This window comes from Devosia sp. J20-27, from assembly GCF_055808595.1.
The window spans coordinates 1,228,544-1,243,818 of the sequence record NZ_CM147875.1 but is presented as its reverse complement, the minus strand read 5'-3'; the positions used below and the strand labels follow the sequence as shown (position 1 = coordinate 1,243,818).

The window sequence follows — 15,275 nt, the reverse complement described above, 5'->3', positions numbered from 1 at the left end:
TCCAAGTCGTCATTGGCCTGCTCCGTCGCGGGACCGCGGCCCCCATGAGATTTTGAACTGGGGCATATAGCGCGATGCCAGCCCGCCGTTCAACGGCGGATGCCCCGTGTTTCCCCTATTGCGTCTGTCAATGTGGCAATCTTAGGGGCACGGGCCCGATTTGTGCCTCTAGCGGGCCAGCATTTCGCGCAGCAGATCGGCAGCCAGCACCCTGGCGTCATCGGCCTCGTCGTCGGGAACGAGGATGGCGATGCCCTTCGGGCCGATCACCCCGGGCAGCCCCGGCAGGCCGCGGTCGCCGCCTTCGCCGGGATGAAAGCCGTGCGCCCGCAGCGCGGCGTTGAGCACGATCGCCAGTGTCGTATCCTCGACCTCGGCGATGACCACCATGTCCATCAGCGGCCGCCGGCTCTGGCGACGGCCCTGAACCGGTTCATGCCACCGCCCTCTGGACCATCAGCTGCTTGATTTCGGCAATGGCCTTGGCCGGGTTGAGACCCTTGGGGCAGACCTTGGTGCAGTTCATGATGGTGTGGCAGCGATAGAGCTTGAACGGGTCCTCGAGATTGTCGAGGCGCTCGGTCGTGGCTTCGTCGCGGCTGTCAATCAGCCAGCGATAGGCCTGCAGCAGGGCCGCCGGACCGAGATACTTCTCGCCATTCCACCAGTAGCTCGGGCACGAGGTCGAGCAGCAGGCGCACAGGATGCACTCATAGAGCCCGTCGATCCTGGCGCGCTCCGGCTTGGACTGCAGCCACTCGGTCTTGGGCGCCGGCGTCGTCGTCTTCAGCCACGGCTCGATGGAGCGGTGCTGGGCATAGAAAGTCGTGAGGTCCGGGACGAGGTCCTTGACCACCGGCATGTGCGGCAGCGGATAGACTGCCACCACCGGACGGCTGATCTCGTCCATGCCCTTGGTACAGGCCAGCGTGTTGGCGCCGTCGATATTCATCGAGCACGATCCGCAAATGCCCTCGCGGCAGGAGCGGCGCAGCGTCAGCGTCGGATCGACCGTGTTCTTGATCCAGAGCAGCGCATCCAGCACCATCGGGCCGCAATCATCGAGATCGACATAGTAGGTGTCGATGCGCGGGTTCTCGCCACTGTCGGGATCGTAGCGGTAGACCCGATACTCGCGCAGGTTGGTGGCGCCGGCCGGCTTGGGCCAGGTCTTGCCCGGCTTGGGCTGGGAATTCTTCGGGAGCAGCAGCTCAGCCATTTCGTCGGGACCTTCTCAGTTCGTCGGAGGAATGCACACGGCATTGCTCTCGCGGACATAGACCGGCCACTGCTTGATGACCGCGTCCGGCACTTCGCCGTTCTGCACCATTTCCCTGAATTTGGGGTTATCCTTGAGCGCGATGACGATGAAGCCGAGCATCTCGTCGTCGGCATGTTTCACCGCTTCCTCGGTCTTGCAGGCGCACAGTTCGGTGTTGTTGTTGGAGGCCCCCAGGCACGCCGCCAGATAGTCGGCCTTCGCGTCGGCAAAGCTTGGCGTTGCCAGCAGGCCGGCGCCCAGCGCCAGCACGGGCAGGAAGGCGAGCTTGGTCACGGCAGTCTCCTCAATAACCTGGAATGCAGATGGCATTCGATTGGGCAATGTAGGTGTCGTACTTCACGGTCACATCCACCGGTGCCGTCTTGCCCTTCATCGACGCGATCACCACCGCCATGAAATCGGCATCGATCAGCCCGTCCACGGCATCGCGCTTGCAGCTGCAGAGGGCGTCGTTCTGCGCGATCCCCATGCAGGTCTTGTAGAACTCGGCCTTCTGTTCGGCCGTCGGCGCCGCCGCCTGCACGGGCGAGGCAAGCAGACCGAGAACGAGCAGGCCGGCAATCACGCGAATCGTCATCTCAGTTCCTTGCGAATAACCAGTTTCAGGCCTGACCACACCGTATCGACGGCGGCCACTTTTACATCCACCAGCCCGATCGGCAAAACCACGTCACGGATCACATCTTCCGTGATGTCGGTCGGCACCTTGCTGGCCTTTTTCGGCCACGAGATCCAGATCGACCCGTCCCGGGCGATGGTGTCCATCAGCGGCCGGGCGTTGGTCTCGAGCGTCCCGCGCGACACCGCAAAGCCGTGGATCAGGTCATAGCCCCGCTCGCCGTCCTGCCAGGTCTCCCATCCCGCCTGCGTCATTTCGGTGAAATGCCGCGCCGTCCGCAAATCCTTGTGCTCGGGCGGCAGGGCGATGAACAGCACGCGCTGCCCGTCCTTGAGCCCGAGTTTCTGGGCCAGCGGCGTGCCGGAATATCCGGCGGCTGCCGACATCAGTAAACGCGCGCCTTGGGCGCGATCTTTTTCAGGCTGATGCCGCCTTCCGCCTCGGTGGTCAGCGGATCGACATGCACCGGGCGGTAGTCGAGCGACACCTTGCCGCTGTCATCGATGAAGCTGATCGTGTGCTTGCGCCAGTTGACGTCGTCGCGATCGGGGAAATCCTCGCGCGCATGGGCGCCGCGGCTTTCCTTGCGGGCCTCGGCCGAAACCACCGTCTGCATGGCGTTGGCCATCAGGTTTTCCAGCTCCAGCGTTTCCACCAGATCGGAGTTCCAGATCATCGAGCGGTCGGTGACCTGCAGATCGGCAAGCCCGCCATAGACCGCGGTCATGCGGGTGACGCCCGACTGCAGGGTTTCGCCGGTACGGAACACGGCGGCATCTTCCTGCATGGTGCGCTGCATGCGGTCGCGCAGCACCGCTGTCGGCGTACCGCCGCTGGCATGGCGCAGCCGGTCGAAGCGGGCGAGGATCTTCTCCTCGGAGGCTGCATTGACCGACGGAATGGCAGCAGCGCGATCGACCACCTGGCCGGCGCGCAGCGCCGCAGCGCGGCCGAAGACCACGAGGTCGGTCAGGGAATTCGAGCCCAGGCGGTTGGCGCCATGCACCGAGGCGCAGGCGGCCTCGCCGGCCGCCATCAGGCCCGGCACGTTGGCATCCGGCCCGCCGCGGCGCGGGTCGAGCACTTCGCCATGATAGTTCGTGGGAATGCCGCCCATATTGTAGTGCACGGTCGGCAGCACCGGGATCGGCTCGCGGGTGAGATCGACGCCGGCAAAGATCTTGGCCGATTCCGAAATCCCCGGCAGGCGCTCGTGCAGCACCTTGGGATCGAGATGATCGAGATGCAGGAAGATGTGGTCCTTCTTGGGGCCCACACCGCGGCCTTCGCGAATCTCGATGGTCATGCAGCGGCTGACCACGTCGCGCGACGCCAGATCCTTGGCGTTGGGCGCATAGCGCTCCATGAAGCGCTCGCCCTCCGAATTGACCAGATAGCCGCCCTCGCCGCGGGCGCCTTCGGTGATCAGGCAGCCCGAACCGTAGATGCCGGTGGGGTGGAACTGCACGAATTCCATGTCCTGCAGCGGCAGCCCGGCGCGGGCCACCATGCCATTGCCGTCGCCGGTGCAGGTATGGGCGGAGGTCGCCGAGAAATAGGCGCGGCCATAGCCGCCGGTGGCCAGCACCGTCATCTTGGCGCGGAAGCGATGCAGCGTGCCGTCATCAAGCTTCCAGGCGATGATGCCCTGGCACGATCCGTCCTCGCCCATCAGCAGGTCGAGGGCGAAATACTCGATGAAGAACTGCGCGTTGTGGCGCAGCGACTGGCCGTAGAGGGTGTGGAGGATGGCGTGACCGGTGCGATCAGCCGCCGCGCAGGTGCGCTGCACCGGCGGGCCATCGCCGAATTCGGTCATGTGGCCGCCGAAGGGGCGCTGGTAGATCTTGCCCTCTTCGGTGCGCGAGAACGGCACGCCGTAGTGCTCGAGCTCGTAGATGGCGGCCGGCGCCTCGCGCGCCAGATATTCCATGGCGTCATTGTCGCCCAGCCAGTCCGACCCCTTGATGGTGTCGTACATATGCCACTGCCAGCTGTCGGGGCCCATGTTCTGCAGCGAGGCGGCAATGCCGCCCTGTGCCGCCACGGTATGGCTGCGGGTGGGGAACACCTTGGTGACGCAGGCGGTCGAGAGCCCCTGCTCGGCCATGCCCAGCGTGGCGCGAAGACCGGCGCCGCCGGCGCCGACAACCACGACGTCGAACTCATGGTCGATGATTTCATATGCGGCCATGAGCAACTAACCCCAGAAGACGATTTTGGCGATCGCGCCGAGCACGACCACTGCGATGAAAACGGCAAACGCGGTGTTGGCCATCATGTAAGTGCGGTATTGGGCACCCGCGAAGTAATCTTCCAGGATGTCGCGCATGCCGTTGCGCATGTGGATCACCACATTGACGATCAGCAGCGCCAGCGCGATGGCCACCAGTGGATTGGCGACAATGCCGACCATGCCGGCCCGGTCGGCACCGGCGAGGCTGACCACGAACCAGACAAAGAACAGCGTGAAGACGACGTTGAGCGCGCCGGTCACCCGCTGGGTGATGAAGTGGCGCGTCGAGGCCCGGGCATTGCCGTAATGGGTGGTGGGAGTGGCGATCTGTGCCGCCGTCGGCTTCTCGCTCATTTGAACCACACAAGCGCTGCCCAGACGACAAGGGTGAGAAGGATCGACGCTGCCAGTTGCAGCCGGACGATCAGTTCGCGACCGGGCGCATCCATCATCTGCGTCAGGTCCCAGATGAAATGGCGGATGCCGCCCAGCATGTGATGGAACAGCACCCAAGTGTAGCCGAACAGCACCAGTTGGCCGAACCAGCTGCCGAAGAGCCCGTTCACCGCGTCGAAGAAGCCGCCACCGAACGCCGCGGCGACCAGCCACAACGCCAGCAGCAGGGTGCCGCCGTAGAGCGCGATGCCGGTGGCTCGATGCACGATCGACATCGTCATCGTCATCGTGAAACGATAGATTTGCAGATGAGGTGAAAGCGGCTTGGCGCGTGGAGCCATATGCGTCTCGCTACCGCCCGCGCTGCAGGCGCAGACGCTCCAGTTTGGAATGGTTCGAGACTTCTAACCGCGTGACCGCGACAGGTCAAAGCTTGAAATGCGCTGCGGGCTACACTTTAGGCGGATCGAGCAGGACCGGCGCGGCCCGCAGCGCTTCGAGCGTGAGCAAAAGGCTCAGCACTCGCTCGCTGCGCGGGCCGGACGCCGCCGGTAGTCGGGACGTGGAGCCCGCCGCCGCGACCGGGGTCGGACCGACCCGGATCTCTTCGGCCATGACGCCATTCGGCAAGCCACCCGCCATCAGGAGAGCGGCAAGCGCGATCATGAGTGCGGTGGCGAGGCGGTCCATCTTGTCGTCCCTGGTGCGGGCGGCCCCGTGCGGGCTTCCGCTGCTTGGGCTTACATCTACAGTCCCTATGCTGGCCGGGGCGTGAATCGGCCGTTCATTTCCGGTTCATGCCGTTGGCTTAACTGGCTGGCAGAAAGAGGAGATATGTCGTGAACGAACGCGTCGAGATCACCGCCAAGCAGGTTCTGGCCAAGAGCTGGGGCACGCTGACCCGCTGGAGCTTCCGGCTGCAGCGGCGCAATGGCGACTGGCAGCAGCAGGTACGCGAGACCTATGATCGCGGCGACGGCGCGGCGACCCTGCTCTACAATCCTGAAAAAGCCACGGTGGTCCTCACCCGCCAGTTTCGCTTCCCGGCCTATTTCAATGCCGAACCGGGCTACCTGCTCGAGGTGTGCGCCGGCAAGCTCGATGGCGACGACCCGGTGACTTGCGCCAAAAAGGAAGCCGAGGAAGAGACCGGCTATCGCGTCTCGGACGTGCGGCTGGTGTTTCCGAGGACCTATATGAGCCCCGGCTCGGTGACCGAGCGGCTCTGGCTGTTCGTCGGCCGCTACGATGCGGCCGCCAAGGTATCCGAAGGCGGCGGCCATGTGGATGAAGGCGAGGACATCGAGGTGATCGAGATGCCCTTTGCCGAGGCCATGCGGCTGGTCGGAACCGGCGAGATCCGTGATGGCAAGACCATCATGCTGCTGCAGTATGCGGCCCTCAACGGGCTGCTCTGAGCCGGGCTTCAGACCTTGGCGGTCTCAAACGGGTCGCGGTCGATGTCGAACTCGTTGATCGAGCGCGGCAGCCTGATGCGCAGGTCGGCATCGCGGTCCGGATCGAGGAAGAAGTCGAAACCGGGCTGCGCCGTGAGGATCTCGGCCTGCGGCGCCAGGTCGATGACCTTGACCTCGGGCTGGCTCGACCGGGCGGCGAGCGGCAACAGAACGATGGAAACGGCAAGTGCTGTAGTCAGGAGTCTGGACATCATCTTTCGCTCCATTCTGCCGGCGCCACCATTGGCGCGGTGATGGAGGTCTAGTCCCGACGATCCGAACGGCCACTGAAGCGGCCGTTCATAATTCGTTAATGGCTGCGGCTACCGGTAATCGACGAGCTTGCGCTCGGGATCGTAGGGCTGGTCGGCGACCACCCTGGTCACGGCCTGGCCGCAACGCATCTTCTTGCTCATGGAGTCATAGGCGTAGGTTGGCCCGCCATGCAGGCTCCAGCCCTCGCTGAGGGCCTTGGTCACCTTGTGGCAGAACGCGGAGTCGTCATCCCCGCTGAGAAAGCGATAAATCAGCATCGTGCCCCCGATAAAGTCAGCCCAGCACTGCGGCCGACGCAGTTGTAATTTGCCTTGCTTACAGCTAATCGGATCGACATGCACAAGTTTCCAAAAGCCCTGCTGGATGGCTACCGCTCGTTCATGACCGAGCGCTACGAGCAGCACCGGTATCGTGAGCTGGCCGAAGGCCAGTCCCCGGAAACCATGGTCATTGCCTGCTGTGACAGCCGGGCTGCGCCCGAGACGATCTTCGGCGCCGGTCCGGGCGAACTCTTCGTGTTGCGCAACGTCGCCAACCTGGTACCGACCTTCCAGCCCGATGGCGGCCAGCACGGCACCTCGGCTGCCATCGAGTTTGCGGTCAACTCGCTGGGCGTCAAGAATATCGTCATCATGGGACATGGCCGCTGCGGCGGCATCCAGGCCGCCCTCGGTCCGCGCAATGCGCCGCCGCTGGCCCAGGGCGACTTCATCGGCAAGTGGATGAGCATGCTGGCGCCGGTGTCCGAGCAGGTGGCCGCCTACAGCATCATCACCGACAAGGAGCGCCAGACCATGCTGGAGCGCCTGTCGATCCGCAATTCGATCGCCAATCTGCGCACCTTCCCCTATGTCAGCAAGCTCGAGGCCGAAGGAGCGCTGCAGCTGCATGGCGCCTGGTTCGACATCTCTACCGGCGAGCTCTGGGTCATGGACAGCAACGGCGACTTCGCACGCCCCGAGGTCTGAGGCTCACGCCCGCTCCCAGCGGTAGCGGACATCGGGCACCCCGGCTTCATTGCCCGATCCATCGGTCTGCGCGATGGCGACAAAACCGTGCTTTTCATAGAACGCCCGTGCCGCCAGATTGTCGCGGAAGCACGAGAGTTCGAGACTGCTGTTGCGACCCTTGGCGACCCCGATCAGCACCGAGCCGATACCCGTCCGCAACTGGCTGGCATCCATGTAGAAATGCTCGATCCAGCCCGGCTTCTCGGCCATGAAGCCGACAATCTCCCCGTCGCGCAGCGCCACCGTGACCAGGTAGTTCGGCATCACCTCGTCGCGGATATGGGCCATATCCTCTTCGATGGTGTGCAGTTCCGGCAGGAAGGTCAGGACCCGGCGCGAAGTGGCAAAGAGCCGTCCGATAGCGTCCGCGTCTTCGGCATGTGCTGGCCGGATATTGATCATCTTGCCCCCTCGCGGCGCCCGGCGAACAGGCGCGGTCCCAAAACATTGACCAGAAGTCCGGCGAAAACCAGCACGCTGCCGATAATCTCGATGCCGCTGACGGTTTCGCCCAGCAGCAGCGCGGCGCTGCCGATGCCGGCCACCGGGATGAACAGCGCAAATGGCGCTACCTGGCTGGCCGGATAGAGGCTGAGCAGGCGCGCCCACATCGAAAACCCGAACAGCGTCGCACCATAGGACATGAAGGCCACCGCCCCGATGCCGCGCCAGGTGAACTGCCCGAACGCAGCCCCTATCGCCGCCGGACCGTCGAACAGCAGCGACGCCGCCAGCAGTGGCAGCGGCGGCACCAGCGACGACCAGACCACCAGGGCCAGCATGTCGATGCGACCGGCCTTCTTGCTGGTGATATTGCCCAGCCCCCAGAACACCGCCGCGACAATGGTCAGCAGCAGTGGCAGCAGGGCCGCGCCATCCACCCGCTCGATGGCAATGACACCAATGCCGCCGAAGGCGACCAGCGCCCCGGCGACCTGCCAGAGCCGCGGGCGTTCGCCAAAGACGAAAAAGGCCAGCAGCACGGTGAAAAACACCTGCAGCTGGATCACCAGCGAGCCCAGCCCGGCCGGCATGCCCAGTTTGACGGCGATGAACAGCAGCCCGAACTGCCCGACGCCGACGAACAGCCCGTAGGCCACCAGCAGCCGCCAGTCGATGGCCGGCCGCTTGATGAAAAAGACCGCTGGGATCGCGGCAAAAACATAGCGCAGGGCCGTCAGCAGCAGCGGCGGCGCCTCTTCCAGCCCGTAATGGATGGCAACAAAGCTGAGACCGAGCACGGTGGCGATGGCGAGCGCGAGCAGGATGTGGCGAAGGGGCATCTGTCTCGCGTCCCACGATACTTTCGGCCCTTCCCTTCCCCTTTGCGGGAGGAGGTGGATCGAGCGCGGCGAGAGACGGATGAGGATCTCTCTCGGAGGTTGCGGATGGGGAGAAAAGCCCCCTCATCCGCCCTTCGGCACCTTTTCCCGCAAGGGAAAAGGCGATCACGCAGGGGCCCGCGTCAGGCCGCCTTCTGCGTCACCAGCTTGCGCTCGATCAGCGTCTCGAGGATCTGCACGGTATTGAGGGCGGCCCCCTTGCGCAGATTGTCCGACACCACCCAGAGCGCGAGGCCGTTCTCGACCGTCACGTCCTCACGGATACGGCTGACGAAGGTCTCGTACTCGCCCACCGACTCGACCGGCGTGGCGTAGCCGCCGTCCTCGCGCTTGTCGATGACCGAGATGCCCGGTGCCTCGCGGAGAATGCCGCGCGCCTCATCGGGGGAGATCGGCTTTTCGAACTCGAGATTGACCGCTTCGGAGTGGCCCACAAACACCGGCACGCGCACGCAGGTGGCGGTGAGCTTGATCTTGGGGTCGAGGATCTTCTTGGTCTCGGCCACCATCTTCCACTCTTCCTTGGTGTAGCCGTCCTCCATGAAGATATCGATATGGGGGATGACGTTGAAGGCGATCTGCTTGGTGAACTTGCGGGCGGTGGCCGTGTCGTTGACGAAAATGCCCTTGGTCTGGGTCCAGAGCTCGTCGACGCCATCCTTGCCGGCGCCCGACACCGACTGATAGGTCGAGACGACAACGCGCTTGATCGTTGCAAAATCGTGCAGCGGCTTGAGCGCCACTACCAGCTGGGCCGTGGAGCAGTTGGGGTTGGCGATGATGTTCTTGCGATCATTGCGCGCCATATAGGCGTCCAGCACATGCGCATTCACTTCCGGCACGATCAGCGGCACATCGCCGTGGTAGCGCCAGAAGCTGGAATTATCGACGACGATGCAGCCGGTGCGGCCGATCTTTTCGCCATATTCCTTGGACATGCCCGAGCCTGCCGACATCAGCGCGAAATCGACGCCGCTGAAGTCGAAATTCTCGAGGTTCCGCACCTTGAGGCGCTTGTCTCCGAAGCTGATTTCCTGCCCCTGCGAGCGCGACGAGGCGAGCGCAATCACCTCGCTGGCGGGAAACTTCCGCTCCGCAAGGATGTTGAGCATTTCGCGGCCCACATTACCCGTGGCTCCGACGACGGCGACCCGATAACCCATTGTGTCAGTCCTTTTACCCGTTCCCCCGCGCGGGGCATGGCGCCCGCGGCACGTAGCGTCCGGCCTCTCCCCGGCGGGAGATGCCCGGGGATCGGCTCAGCGGGTTTTTTTGGTGGTTTTGACTGCAAGCGCGTGCGACCGGATCATCCGGGGCGCAACCGATCGGCTATTTTCAGCAGTGCGAAACACGGCGGAATGCCCAAAGCTCGAAGCAATGGCGGGCTTTCTACGCCAGATTGGCAAAGAGTCAATGAACTCGCTATGAGAGCGCCATGAGAAATTTTGATGTCGTCATCCTCGGAGCCGGGGCCGCCGGGATGATGGCGGCCATTGAGGCCGGCAAGCGCGGCCGTCGCGTGCTGCTGGTCGACCATGCCCAGGCGCCGGGCGAAAAGATCCGCATCTCCGGCGGCGGGCGTTGCAATTTCACCAATATCAATGCCACCACCAAGGTCGGCCGCGACCGGTTTCTAAGCGAGAACCCACGCTTCGCGCTGTCGGCGCTGGCCCGCTACACCCCCGACACTTTCATCGCCCTTGTGCGCAAATACGGAATCGCCTTCCACGAGAAGACGCTCGGCCAGCTGTTCTGCGACGGCTCGAGCAGCCAGATCATCAACATGCTGACTGCCGAAATGGGGCAGGCCGGCGTCAAGCTGGAGCTGGGCACCGGCGTCGAATCGGTGGCGCAGACGGGCGATGGTTTCACCGTCGGATTGTCGTCCGGCAATGTAACTGCCGCGTCGGTTATCGTGGCGACGGGCGGCAAGTCCATCCCCAAGATGGGCGCGACCGCCAAGGGCTATCATCTGGCGACGCAGTTCGGGCTGCGGGTCACCGAGACGCGGCCGGCGCTGGTGCCGCTGACCTATGAGCCCAGCATCATGGAGCGGCTGCAGCCACTGGCCGGCATCTCCGCCGACGTCGTGGCCACGGCCAATGGCAAGAGCTTCCTCGAAGCCCTGCTCTTTACCCATCGCGGCCTGTCCGGCCCGGCCATCCTGCAGATCTCCAGCTACTGGCGCGAGGGCAACCCGATCAGCATCGACCTGCTGCCCGGTCTCGACATCGGCAAGCTGCTGGCCACGGCGCGCAGCGAAACGCCGAAACTGCGGCTGCAGACGGTGCTCAGCCATGTCATGCCCAAGCGGCTGGCACAGATGCTGGCCGAGGATATCGGCATCCCCAACATGCTGGGCGACTTTTCCGACAAGAAGATCGCCGCCGTCGTCGACGCGCTCAAGCACTGGACCACCAAGCCGACCGGCTCGGAGGGCTACCGCACCGCCGAAGTGACGCTGGGCGGCGTCGACACCCGCGACCTCGAGTCGACCACCATGGTTGCCCGCAAGGTGCCCGGCCTCTATTTCGTCGGCGAGGTGGTGGATGTCACCGGCTGGCTCGGCGGCTACAACTTCCAGTGGGCCTGGGCGTCGGGCTGGGCTGCCGGTCAGGCCGCCTGAACGAACTCGTCCAGTGACTTGGGATGCGCCGGCCGGAACAACGCCGAGAACGGCGCCAGGTTGGTGAGCTCGACCATGGTCTTGCCCGCCGCAAAGCCACGCAGCAGGGCGGGCTTGCCCAATCCCACCAGCGCTGCGCCGCGCGACACGTCCGGATAGAAGAGCCGCGCCATCTGCCGGCAGCGCACCAGATCATCCATCAACGGCGCCACCTGCCGGCGATAGGCTTCCTGCAACCGGCCACCGCCGGCGCGGGTGGTGAAGATCGCCTGCGCCGCCGCGATGCCGCTCTTGAGGGCATTGTGCAGGCCCTCGCCGAGCAGCGGTTCGGCATAGCCCGCCGCATCGCCGGCCAGCAGCACCCGGTCGCGGACCGGAATCCGCCGTTCACCGCCAAAGCCGAGCGGAAAGCCGACCACATGCTCGACCGCATCCGTGCCCAGCCGCTCGCGCGCATAGGCGCGCAGCGCGTCTTTGCTGAGGGAAGGATTATCGTCGGTGGTGTAGAGGCCGACATTGACGTGATCGCCCTTGGGAAACAGCCAGCCATAGCCGTTGCGCACCACGCCGAAGAAGAACTCGGGCCGCGGCTCCTGCGCCAGCACGGCATAGGGCACGGTGCCCTCGAGGGCAAAGCCGCGCTGGATATGGGCATCAAGCTTGAGCAGCCGGCGGACCCTGCTGTTGGCGCCGTCGGCGCCCACGAGGTAGCCGGCGCGGAAGGTCTTGCCGGCGGTCTGGACGCTGACGCCGTCGCTGGCCTCGGTGATCGCCTCGATCCGGCCGATGGTCTCGAAATCGGCACCGAGTTCCAGCATCTTCTCGAAATTGAAGCTGTCGAACGCCTCGCGCACCGCGAAGGTGCAGATCGGATCGCGTCCCAGCGCCCGCCGGAAGACGTCGCCCCCCGGCGTGCGAAAGCCCAGTTCCAGCCCGCGCGTCATCCGCTCGAGCACCGGCGCCACGGAGTATGGCATCAGGGCCAGCGCCTTGATGGTGAGCCCGCCGGCGCAGGGCTTCTGACGCGGGAAGCTGGCCTTGTCGAGCACCAGCACGGAAAGCCCGAGGCGGCGCAGCGTATAGGCGCACAGCGCTCCGGCCGGGCCGGCCCCGATGACGATCACGTCATGGGAAATGTCGGTCATGGTGGGTCCTTGCGCGGCGTGCAGCCGGTCTAGAACTTCCAGCCGGCGCGGACGCCCAGATTGGTGATGCCGTAATTGTTGGCGCCGCAGAGCCCGGCATGGCTCGAATGCTCGACGGTCAGCATGACGCTGGCCTGCTCGCTGACATTGACGCCGATGCTGCCGCTCTCGCGGAACAGCGCCGAACAGCCGAGGTTCCGCGCCGGCAGCGTGGCGCCCGACAGCGCGCCATTGTGCAGCGCCGCGCCAAAGCTCGCCTCGATGAAGACCGGGCCATCGAAGATGTGGTGCGTCCACGACAGGCCGCCATAGACCTGGCTTTCCAGACCGCCGAAATTGACCGTGGCACCCAAATGCGGACGGATGGCGCCGAGCCAGTTGAGATCGCCCAGGTCGAAGGGCCTGAACAGCAGCTCGACATTGACGTCCTCGAGGCGGCTGGTGTCGATCAGGCCGAGAAAGGCGCTCGGCGGCGCATGGTCCACGCTGTGGAAGAACAGCCCGCCGCGCACTTCGTCGATACCGAAATCATAGGCATCCTGTGCCATTGCCCGGCCGGCAAACACCGCCAGCGCCAGAGCCACAACCAGTTTGACGACCGTTTTAGTCATTGCACCCGAACCCCGAAATCGAGCGCCATCAAGGCCATGACCACCCTTTCAAGTCAACCGCGCGGCGCCGATTCTGGTCAACTGATGTGCCAATGCCGCACGCTGGACAGCCATCGGCAAGTCGCCTAGAAAGCTTGGGCGCACCCACGAGCAGCAAGGAGGGCGACATATGACCAAACGCATGTTCGCCCCGCGAGGCTTGATGCACCGACCGCACCGGTAGGTCATCCGGGGTCCACCGGACCTCTCGTATCGCCGACGCCGCCATTGCTTGTGAGGTCCACGGACCGCGGCACCCCCTGTTTTCAGTTCAATCATTTCTGGGACCGGTTCGACGCTTGCGCGCCACCGGATCGTTTCATGGCCCGCTTCAAACTCGATATCCGCAGTGATGCCTTTCGCCGCGTCCTCGGTTTTACCTTTGCCCACTGGCGCAAACAGCCCGTGCGGGTGTCCGTCGTCGGCGGCGCCTTCCTGCTGGCCACGCTCGCCGACGTGCTGACGCCGCTCTATGCCGGCCAGCTGGTCGATGCCGTCGCCATGGGTGCGGCCACCGAAACAGTCGCCTGGAATGCTGCGGTGACCGCCTTCCTGCTGCTGATGGGGCTTGGCATCAGTAGCGCCCTGCTGCGCCATCTGGCCTTCATGTCGATCATTCCGATGACACTCAGGATGATGTCGGAAATCGCCACCGATGCCTTCTACCGGGTGCAGCGCTTTTCCACCGACTGGCACGCCAATGCCTTTGCCGGTTCGACGGTGCGCAAGATCACCCGCGGCATGTGGGGCATCGACATGCTCAACGACCAGTTGCTCATGATGCTGCTGCCCTCGGCCATGATGCTGGTCGGCACCTCGATCATGCTGTGGACCATCTGGCCGGTGATGGGCCTGATCGTTGCCGTCGGCTCGCTGATCTATGTCGCGGTCACCGTGCTGCTGTCGGTCGGCGTCGTCGCTCCGGCGGCGAGCCTTGCCAATGCCTGGGACACGCGGATGGGCGGCGCCCTTGCCGACGCGGTCTCCTGCAATGCCGTGGTCAAGGGCTTTGGCGCCGAAGAGCGCGAGGAAACCCGGCTGCAGCGCGTCGTCGGCAAGTGGCACAAGCGCACCATGCGCACCTGGGTACGCGGCACCTATGCCGGCACCGGCCAGTTCGTCATGCTGCTGATCCTGCGGGCGGCCCTGATCGGCGCCTCGCTGGTGCTGTGGCAGCAGGGTCTCGCGACGGCGGGCGACATCGCCCTGCTGCTGACGACGTTCTTCATCCTGCAGGGCTATCTGCGCGATGTCGGCATGCACATCCGCAACCTGCAGCGAGCCGTCAACGACATGGAGGAACTGGTGGCCATCCATGAGGAGCCGCTCGGCATCAAGGACGCCGCGGACCCCGTGCCGCTGCAGATCGGCGAGGGCCGCATCCGCTTCGAATCCGTCGGCTTCCACTATGGCAACCACGCCACCCCGCTCTATCGCGACTTCTCGGTCGAGATCGCGCCGGGCGAGCGCGTCGGCCTCGTGGGCCACTCCGGCTCGGGCAAGACTACCTTCGTCAAGCTGATCCAGCGGCTCTACGACGTCAATTCGGGCCGCATCACCATCGACGGACAGGATATCGCCAAGGTCAGCCAGGCGTCGCTGCGCCAGCAGATCGCCATCGTGCAGCAGGAGCCGATCCTGTTTCACCGCTCGCTGGCCGAAAACATTGCCTATGCCCGGCCGGACGCCACCATGGAGCAGATCGTCGAGGCGGCGCGGTTGGCCAGTGCGCACGGCTTCATCATCGGCCTCCCCAAGGGCTACGAGACCATGGTGGGCGAGCGCGGCGTCAAGCTCTCCGGTGGCGAGCGCCAGCGCGTCGCGATTGCCCGGGCCTTTCTCGCCGATGCGCCGGTGCTGATCCTCGACGAAGCGACGTCGAGCCTCGACAGCGAGAGCGAGCTGCTGATCCAGCAGGCGATGGAGCGGCTGATGATCGGCCGCACCACCATTGTCATCGCGCACCGGCTGTCGACGGTCCGCGCCCTTGACCGGCTGCTGGTGTTCGATGGCGGCAAGGTGGTCGAGGAAGGCACGCACGAGGCGCTGGTGCGCCGCGACGGCGGCATCTATCGCCGCCTGTTCGAGCGGCAGGCGCTCGAACTCACCAAGGGCCTGATGCCGGCCGAATAAAGAGACCCCGGCAAGTTGCCGGGGTCAGTTCGTGCAGGGGAGGAGACTGATTTGGTTCGCAACGTCTGAGGGAGGGCGCTGGAACTTGCATGAAGCAACGGG

General features: G+C 64.8%; 20 protein-coding genes. 4 read left to right on the top strand and 16 right to left on the bottom strand.

The genetic code is table 11. The features are described 5' to 3' along the window. Positions 1–168 precede the first annotated feature (168 nt). The 9 genes from AC0L4C_RS06125 to AC0L4C_RS06085 all read right to left on the bottom strand — a co-directional run bounded on the left by AC0L4C_RS06125 (position 169) and on the right by AC0L4C_RS06085 (position 5,223). On the bottom strand, positions 169–396 hold the full coding sequence (locus AC0L4C_RS06125) for a putative signal transducing protein (protein WP_473402741.1): 228 nt from the start codon (positions 394–396) through the stop codon (positions 169–171). Between the two features lie 37 nt (positions 397–433). Beyond that, a complete protein-coding gene (locus AC0L4C_RS06120; protein WP_473402740.1) occupies positions 434–1,219 on the bottom strand; it encodes a succinate dehydrogenase iron-sulfur subunit in 786 nt (261 codons plus the stop codon). Positions 1,220–1,234: 15 nt separating this feature from the next. After that, positions 1,235–1,555 (bottom strand): hypothetical protein, encoded by a 321-nt coding sequence (locus AC0L4C_RS06115; protein ID WP_473402739.1) that lies wholly within the window; start codon positions 1,553–1,555, stop codon positions 1,235–1,237. Between the two features lie 10 nt (positions 1,556–1,565). After that, positions 1,566–1,859 carry a hypothetical protein gene (locus tag AC0L4C_RS06110; protein WP_473402738.1) on the bottom strand — a complete coding sequence of 98 codons (294 nt, stop codon included), beginning with the start codon at positions 1,857–1,859 and terminating at the stop codon, positions 1,566–1,568. Next, complete coding sequence (locus AC0L4C_RS06105; protein WP_473402737.1) at positions 1,856–2,287, bottom strand: DUF3052 domain-containing protein; 432 nt, start codon at positions 2,285–2,287, stop codon at positions 1,856–1,858. Before AC0L4C_RS06105 ends, AC0L4C_RS06110 begins: the two co-directional genes overlap by 4 nt. Then, a complete protein-coding gene (gene sdhA, locus AC0L4C_RS06100; RefSeq protein ID WP_473402736.1) occupies positions 2,287–4,095 on the bottom strand; it encodes a succinate dehydrogenase flavoprotein subunit in 1,809 nt (602 codons plus the stop codon). The genes AC0L4C_RS06105 and sdhA overlap by 1 nt, the downstream gene beginning before the upstream one ends. Before the next feature lie 6 nt (positions 4,096–4,101). Further along, positions 4,102–4,491, bottom strand: a complete 390-nt coding sequence (gene sdhD / locus AC0L4C_RS06095; protein WP_473402735.1) for a succinate dehydrogenase, hydrophobic membrane anchor protein — start codon at positions 4,489–4,491, stop codon at positions 4,102–4,104. Next, positions 4,488–4,874 carry a succinate dehydrogenase, cytochrome b556 subunit gene (sdhC, locus tag AC0L4C_RS06090; RefSeq protein ID WP_473402734.1) on the bottom strand — a complete coding sequence of 129 codons (387 nt, stop codon included), beginning with the start codon at positions 4,872–4,874 and terminating at the stop codon, positions 4,488–4,490. Before sdhC ends, sdhD begins: the two co-directional genes overlap by 4 nt. Positions 4,875–4,983: 109 nt before the next feature. Further along, entirely contained in the window at positions 4,984–5,223 is a 240-nt protein-coding gene (locus AC0L4C_RS06085; protein ID WP_473402733.1) for a hypothetical protein, read from the bottom strand. A gap of 149 nt (positions 5,224–5,372) precedes the next feature. On the opposite strand from AC0L4C_RS06085, the gene AC0L4C_RS06080 reads away from it, so the two are divergent. Next, on the top strand, positions 5,373–5,951 hold the full coding sequence (locus tag AC0L4C_RS06080; protein WP_473402732.1) for an NUDIX domain-containing protein: 579 nt from the start codon (positions 5,373–5,375) through the stop codon (positions 5,949–5,951). Between the two features lie 8 nt (positions 5,952–5,959). On the opposite strand, the gene AC0L4C_RS06075 is transcribed toward AC0L4C_RS06080, so the two are convergent. Both AC0L4C_RS06075 and AC0L4C_RS06070 read right to left on the bottom strand, forming a co-directional pair. After that, positions 5,960–6,205, bottom strand: a complete 246-nt coding sequence (locus AC0L4C_RS06075) for a hypothetical protein (RefSeq protein ID WP_473402731.1) — start codon at positions 6,203–6,205, stop codon at positions 5,960–5,962. Between the two features lie 108 nt (positions 6,206–6,313). Beyond that, positions 6,314–6,523 carry a DUF1737 domain-containing protein gene (locus tag AC0L4C_RS06070; RefSeq protein ID WP_473402730.1) on the bottom strand — a complete coding sequence of 70 codons (210 nt, stop codon included), beginning with the start codon at positions 6,521–6,523 and terminating at the stop codon, positions 6,314–6,316. A 78-nt stretch (positions 6,524–6,601) separates the two neighbouring features. On the opposite strand from AC0L4C_RS06070, the gene AC0L4C_RS06065 reads away from it, so the two are divergent. After that, a complete protein-coding gene (locus AC0L4C_RS06065) occupies positions 6,602–7,234 on the top strand; it encodes a carbonic anhydrase (protein WP_473402729.1) in 633 nt (210 codons plus the stop codon). 3 nt (positions 7,235–7,237) lie between these two features. Here the strand turns inward: AC0L4C_RS06065 and AC0L4C_RS06060 are convergent, their stop codons facing one another. The 3 genes from AC0L4C_RS06060 to AC0L4C_RS06050 all read right to left on the bottom strand — a co-directional run bounded on the left by AC0L4C_RS06060 (position 7,238) and on the right by AC0L4C_RS06050 (position 9,782). Continuing rightward, positions 7,238–7,678, bottom strand: coding sequence for a GNAT family N-acetyltransferase (locus tag AC0L4C_RS06060; RefSeq protein WP_473402728.1), 441 nt, complete (start codon positions 7,676–7,678; stop codon positions 7,238–7,240). Then, on the bottom strand, positions 7,675–8,559 hold the full coding sequence (locus AC0L4C_RS06055) for an EamA family transporter (RefSeq protein WP_473402727.1): 885 nt from the start codon (positions 8,557–8,559) through the stop codon (positions 7,675–7,677). Before AC0L4C_RS06055 ends, AC0L4C_RS06060 begins: the two co-directional genes overlap by 4 nt. Before the next feature lie 182 nt (positions 8,560–8,741). Further along, a complete protein-coding gene (locus tag AC0L4C_RS06050) occupies positions 8,742–9,782 on the bottom strand; it encodes an aspartate-semialdehyde dehydrogenase (protein ID WP_473402726.1) in 1,041 nt (346 codons plus the stop codon). Between the two features lie 272 nt (positions 9,783–10,054). Between AC0L4C_RS06050 and AC0L4C_RS06045 the strand changes: the two genes are divergently transcribed. Further along, positions 10,055–11,245, top strand: coding sequence for a BaiN/RdsA family NAD(P)/FAD-dependent oxidoreductase (locus AC0L4C_RS06045; RefSeq protein WP_473402725.1), 1,191 nt, complete (start codon positions 10,055–10,057; stop codon positions 11,243–11,245). On the opposite strand, the gene AC0L4C_RS06040 is transcribed toward AC0L4C_RS06045, so the two are convergent. After that, positions 11,233–12,390, bottom strand: a complete 1,158-nt coding sequence (locus tag AC0L4C_RS06040) for a geranylgeranyl reductase family protein (RefSeq protein WP_473402724.1) — start codon at positions 12,388–12,390, stop codon at positions 11,233–11,235. The two genes, AC0L4C_RS06045 and AC0L4C_RS06040, sit on opposite strands and share 13 nt — an antisense overlap. Before the next feature lie 29 nt (positions 12,391–12,419). Then, positions 12,420–13,001, bottom strand: coding sequence for an acyloxyacyl hydrolase (locus AC0L4C_RS06035; protein ID WP_473402723.1), 582 nt, complete (start codon positions 12,999–13,001; stop codon positions 12,420–12,422). Positions 13,002–13,361: 360 nt separating this feature from the next. On the opposite strand from AC0L4C_RS06035, the gene AC0L4C_RS06030 reads away from it, so the two are divergent. After that, positions 13,362–15,173 carry an ABC transporter ATP-binding protein gene (locus tag AC0L4C_RS06030; RefSeq protein ID WP_473402722.1) on the top strand — a complete coding sequence of 604 codons (1,812 nt, stop codon included), beginning with the start codon at positions 13,362–13,364 and terminating at the stop codon, positions 15,171–15,173. Positions 15,174–15,275: the final 102 nt, after the last annotated feature.

Excerpts from the sequence above, each read along its gene's own strand:
- sdhD (WP_473402735.1), bottom strand. The coding sequence starts at position 4,491 with ATGAGCGAGAAGCCGACGGCGGCACAGATCGCCACTCCCACCACCCAT.
- AC0L4C_RS06035 (WP_473402723.1), bottom strand. The coding sequence starts at position 13,001 with ATGACTAAAACGGTCGTCAAACTGGTTGTGGCTCTGGCGCTGGCGGTG.
- sdhC (WP_473402734.1), bottom strand. The coding sequence starts at position 4,874 with ATGGCTCCACGCGCCAAGCCGCTTTCACCTCATCTGCAAATCTATCGT.
- sdhA (WP_473402736.1), bottom strand. The coding sequence starts at position 4,095 with ATGGCCGCATATGAAATCATCGACCATGAGTTCGACGTCGTGGTTGTC.
- AC0L4C_RS06050 (WP_473402726.1), bottom strand. The coding sequence starts at position 9,782 with ATGGGTTATCGGGTCGCCGTCGTCGGAGCCACGGGTAATGTGGGCCGC.
- AC0L4C_RS06075 (WP_473402731.1), bottom strand. The coding sequence starts at position 6,205 with ATGATGTCCAGACTCCTGACTACAGCACTTGCCGTTTCCATCGTTCTG.
- AC0L4C_RS06065 (WP_473402729.1), top strand. The coding sequence starts at position 6,602 with ATGCACAAGTTTCCAAAAGCCCTGCTGGATGGCTACCGCTCGTTCATG.
- AC0L4C_RS06040 (WP_473402724.1), bottom strand. The coding sequence starts at position 12,390 with ATGACCGACATTTCCCATGACGTGATCGTCATCGGGGCCGGCCCGGCC.
- AC0L4C_RS06045 (WP_473402725.1), top strand. The coding sequence starts at position 10,055 with ATGAGAAATTTTGATGTCGTCATCCTCGGAGCCGGGGCCGCCGGGATG.
- AC0L4C_RS06070 (WP_473402730.1), bottom strand. The coding sequence starts at position 6,523 with ATGCTGATTTATCGCTTTCTCAGCGGGGATGACGACTCCGCGTTCTGC.
- AC0L4C_RS06125 (WP_473402741.1), bottom strand. The coding sequence starts at position 396 with ATGGACATGGTGGTCATCGCCGAGGTCGAGGATACGACACTGGCGATC.
- AC0L4C_RS06060 (WP_473402728.1), bottom strand. The coding sequence starts at position 7,678 with ATGATCAATATCCGGCCAGCACATGCCGAAGACGCGGACGCTATCGGA.
- AC0L4C_RS06120 (WP_473402740.1), bottom strand. The coding sequence starts at position 1,219 with ATGGCTGAGCTGCTGCTCCCGAAGAATTCCCAGCCCAAGCCGGGCAAG.
- AC0L4C_RS06085 (WP_473402733.1), bottom strand. The coding sequence starts at position 5,223 with ATGGACCGCCTCGCCACCGCACTCATGATCGCGCTTGCCGCTCTCCTG.
- AC0L4C_RS06030 (WP_473402722.1), top strand. The coding sequence starts at position 13,362 with ATGGCCCGCTTCAAACTCGATATCCGCAGTGATGCCTTTCGCCGCGTC.
- AC0L4C_RS06105 (WP_473402737.1), bottom strand. The coding sequence starts at position 2,287 with ATGTCGGCAGCCGCCGGATATTCCGGCACGCCGCTGGCCCAGAAACTC.
- AC0L4C_RS06055 (WP_473402727.1), bottom strand. The coding sequence starts at position 8,559 with ATGCCCCTTCGCCACATCCTGCTCGCGCTCGCCATCGCCACCGTGCTC.
- AC0L4C_RS06110 (WP_473402738.1), bottom strand. The coding sequence starts at position 1,859 with ATGACGATTCGCGTGATTGCCGGCCTGCTCGTTCTCGGTCTGCTTGCC.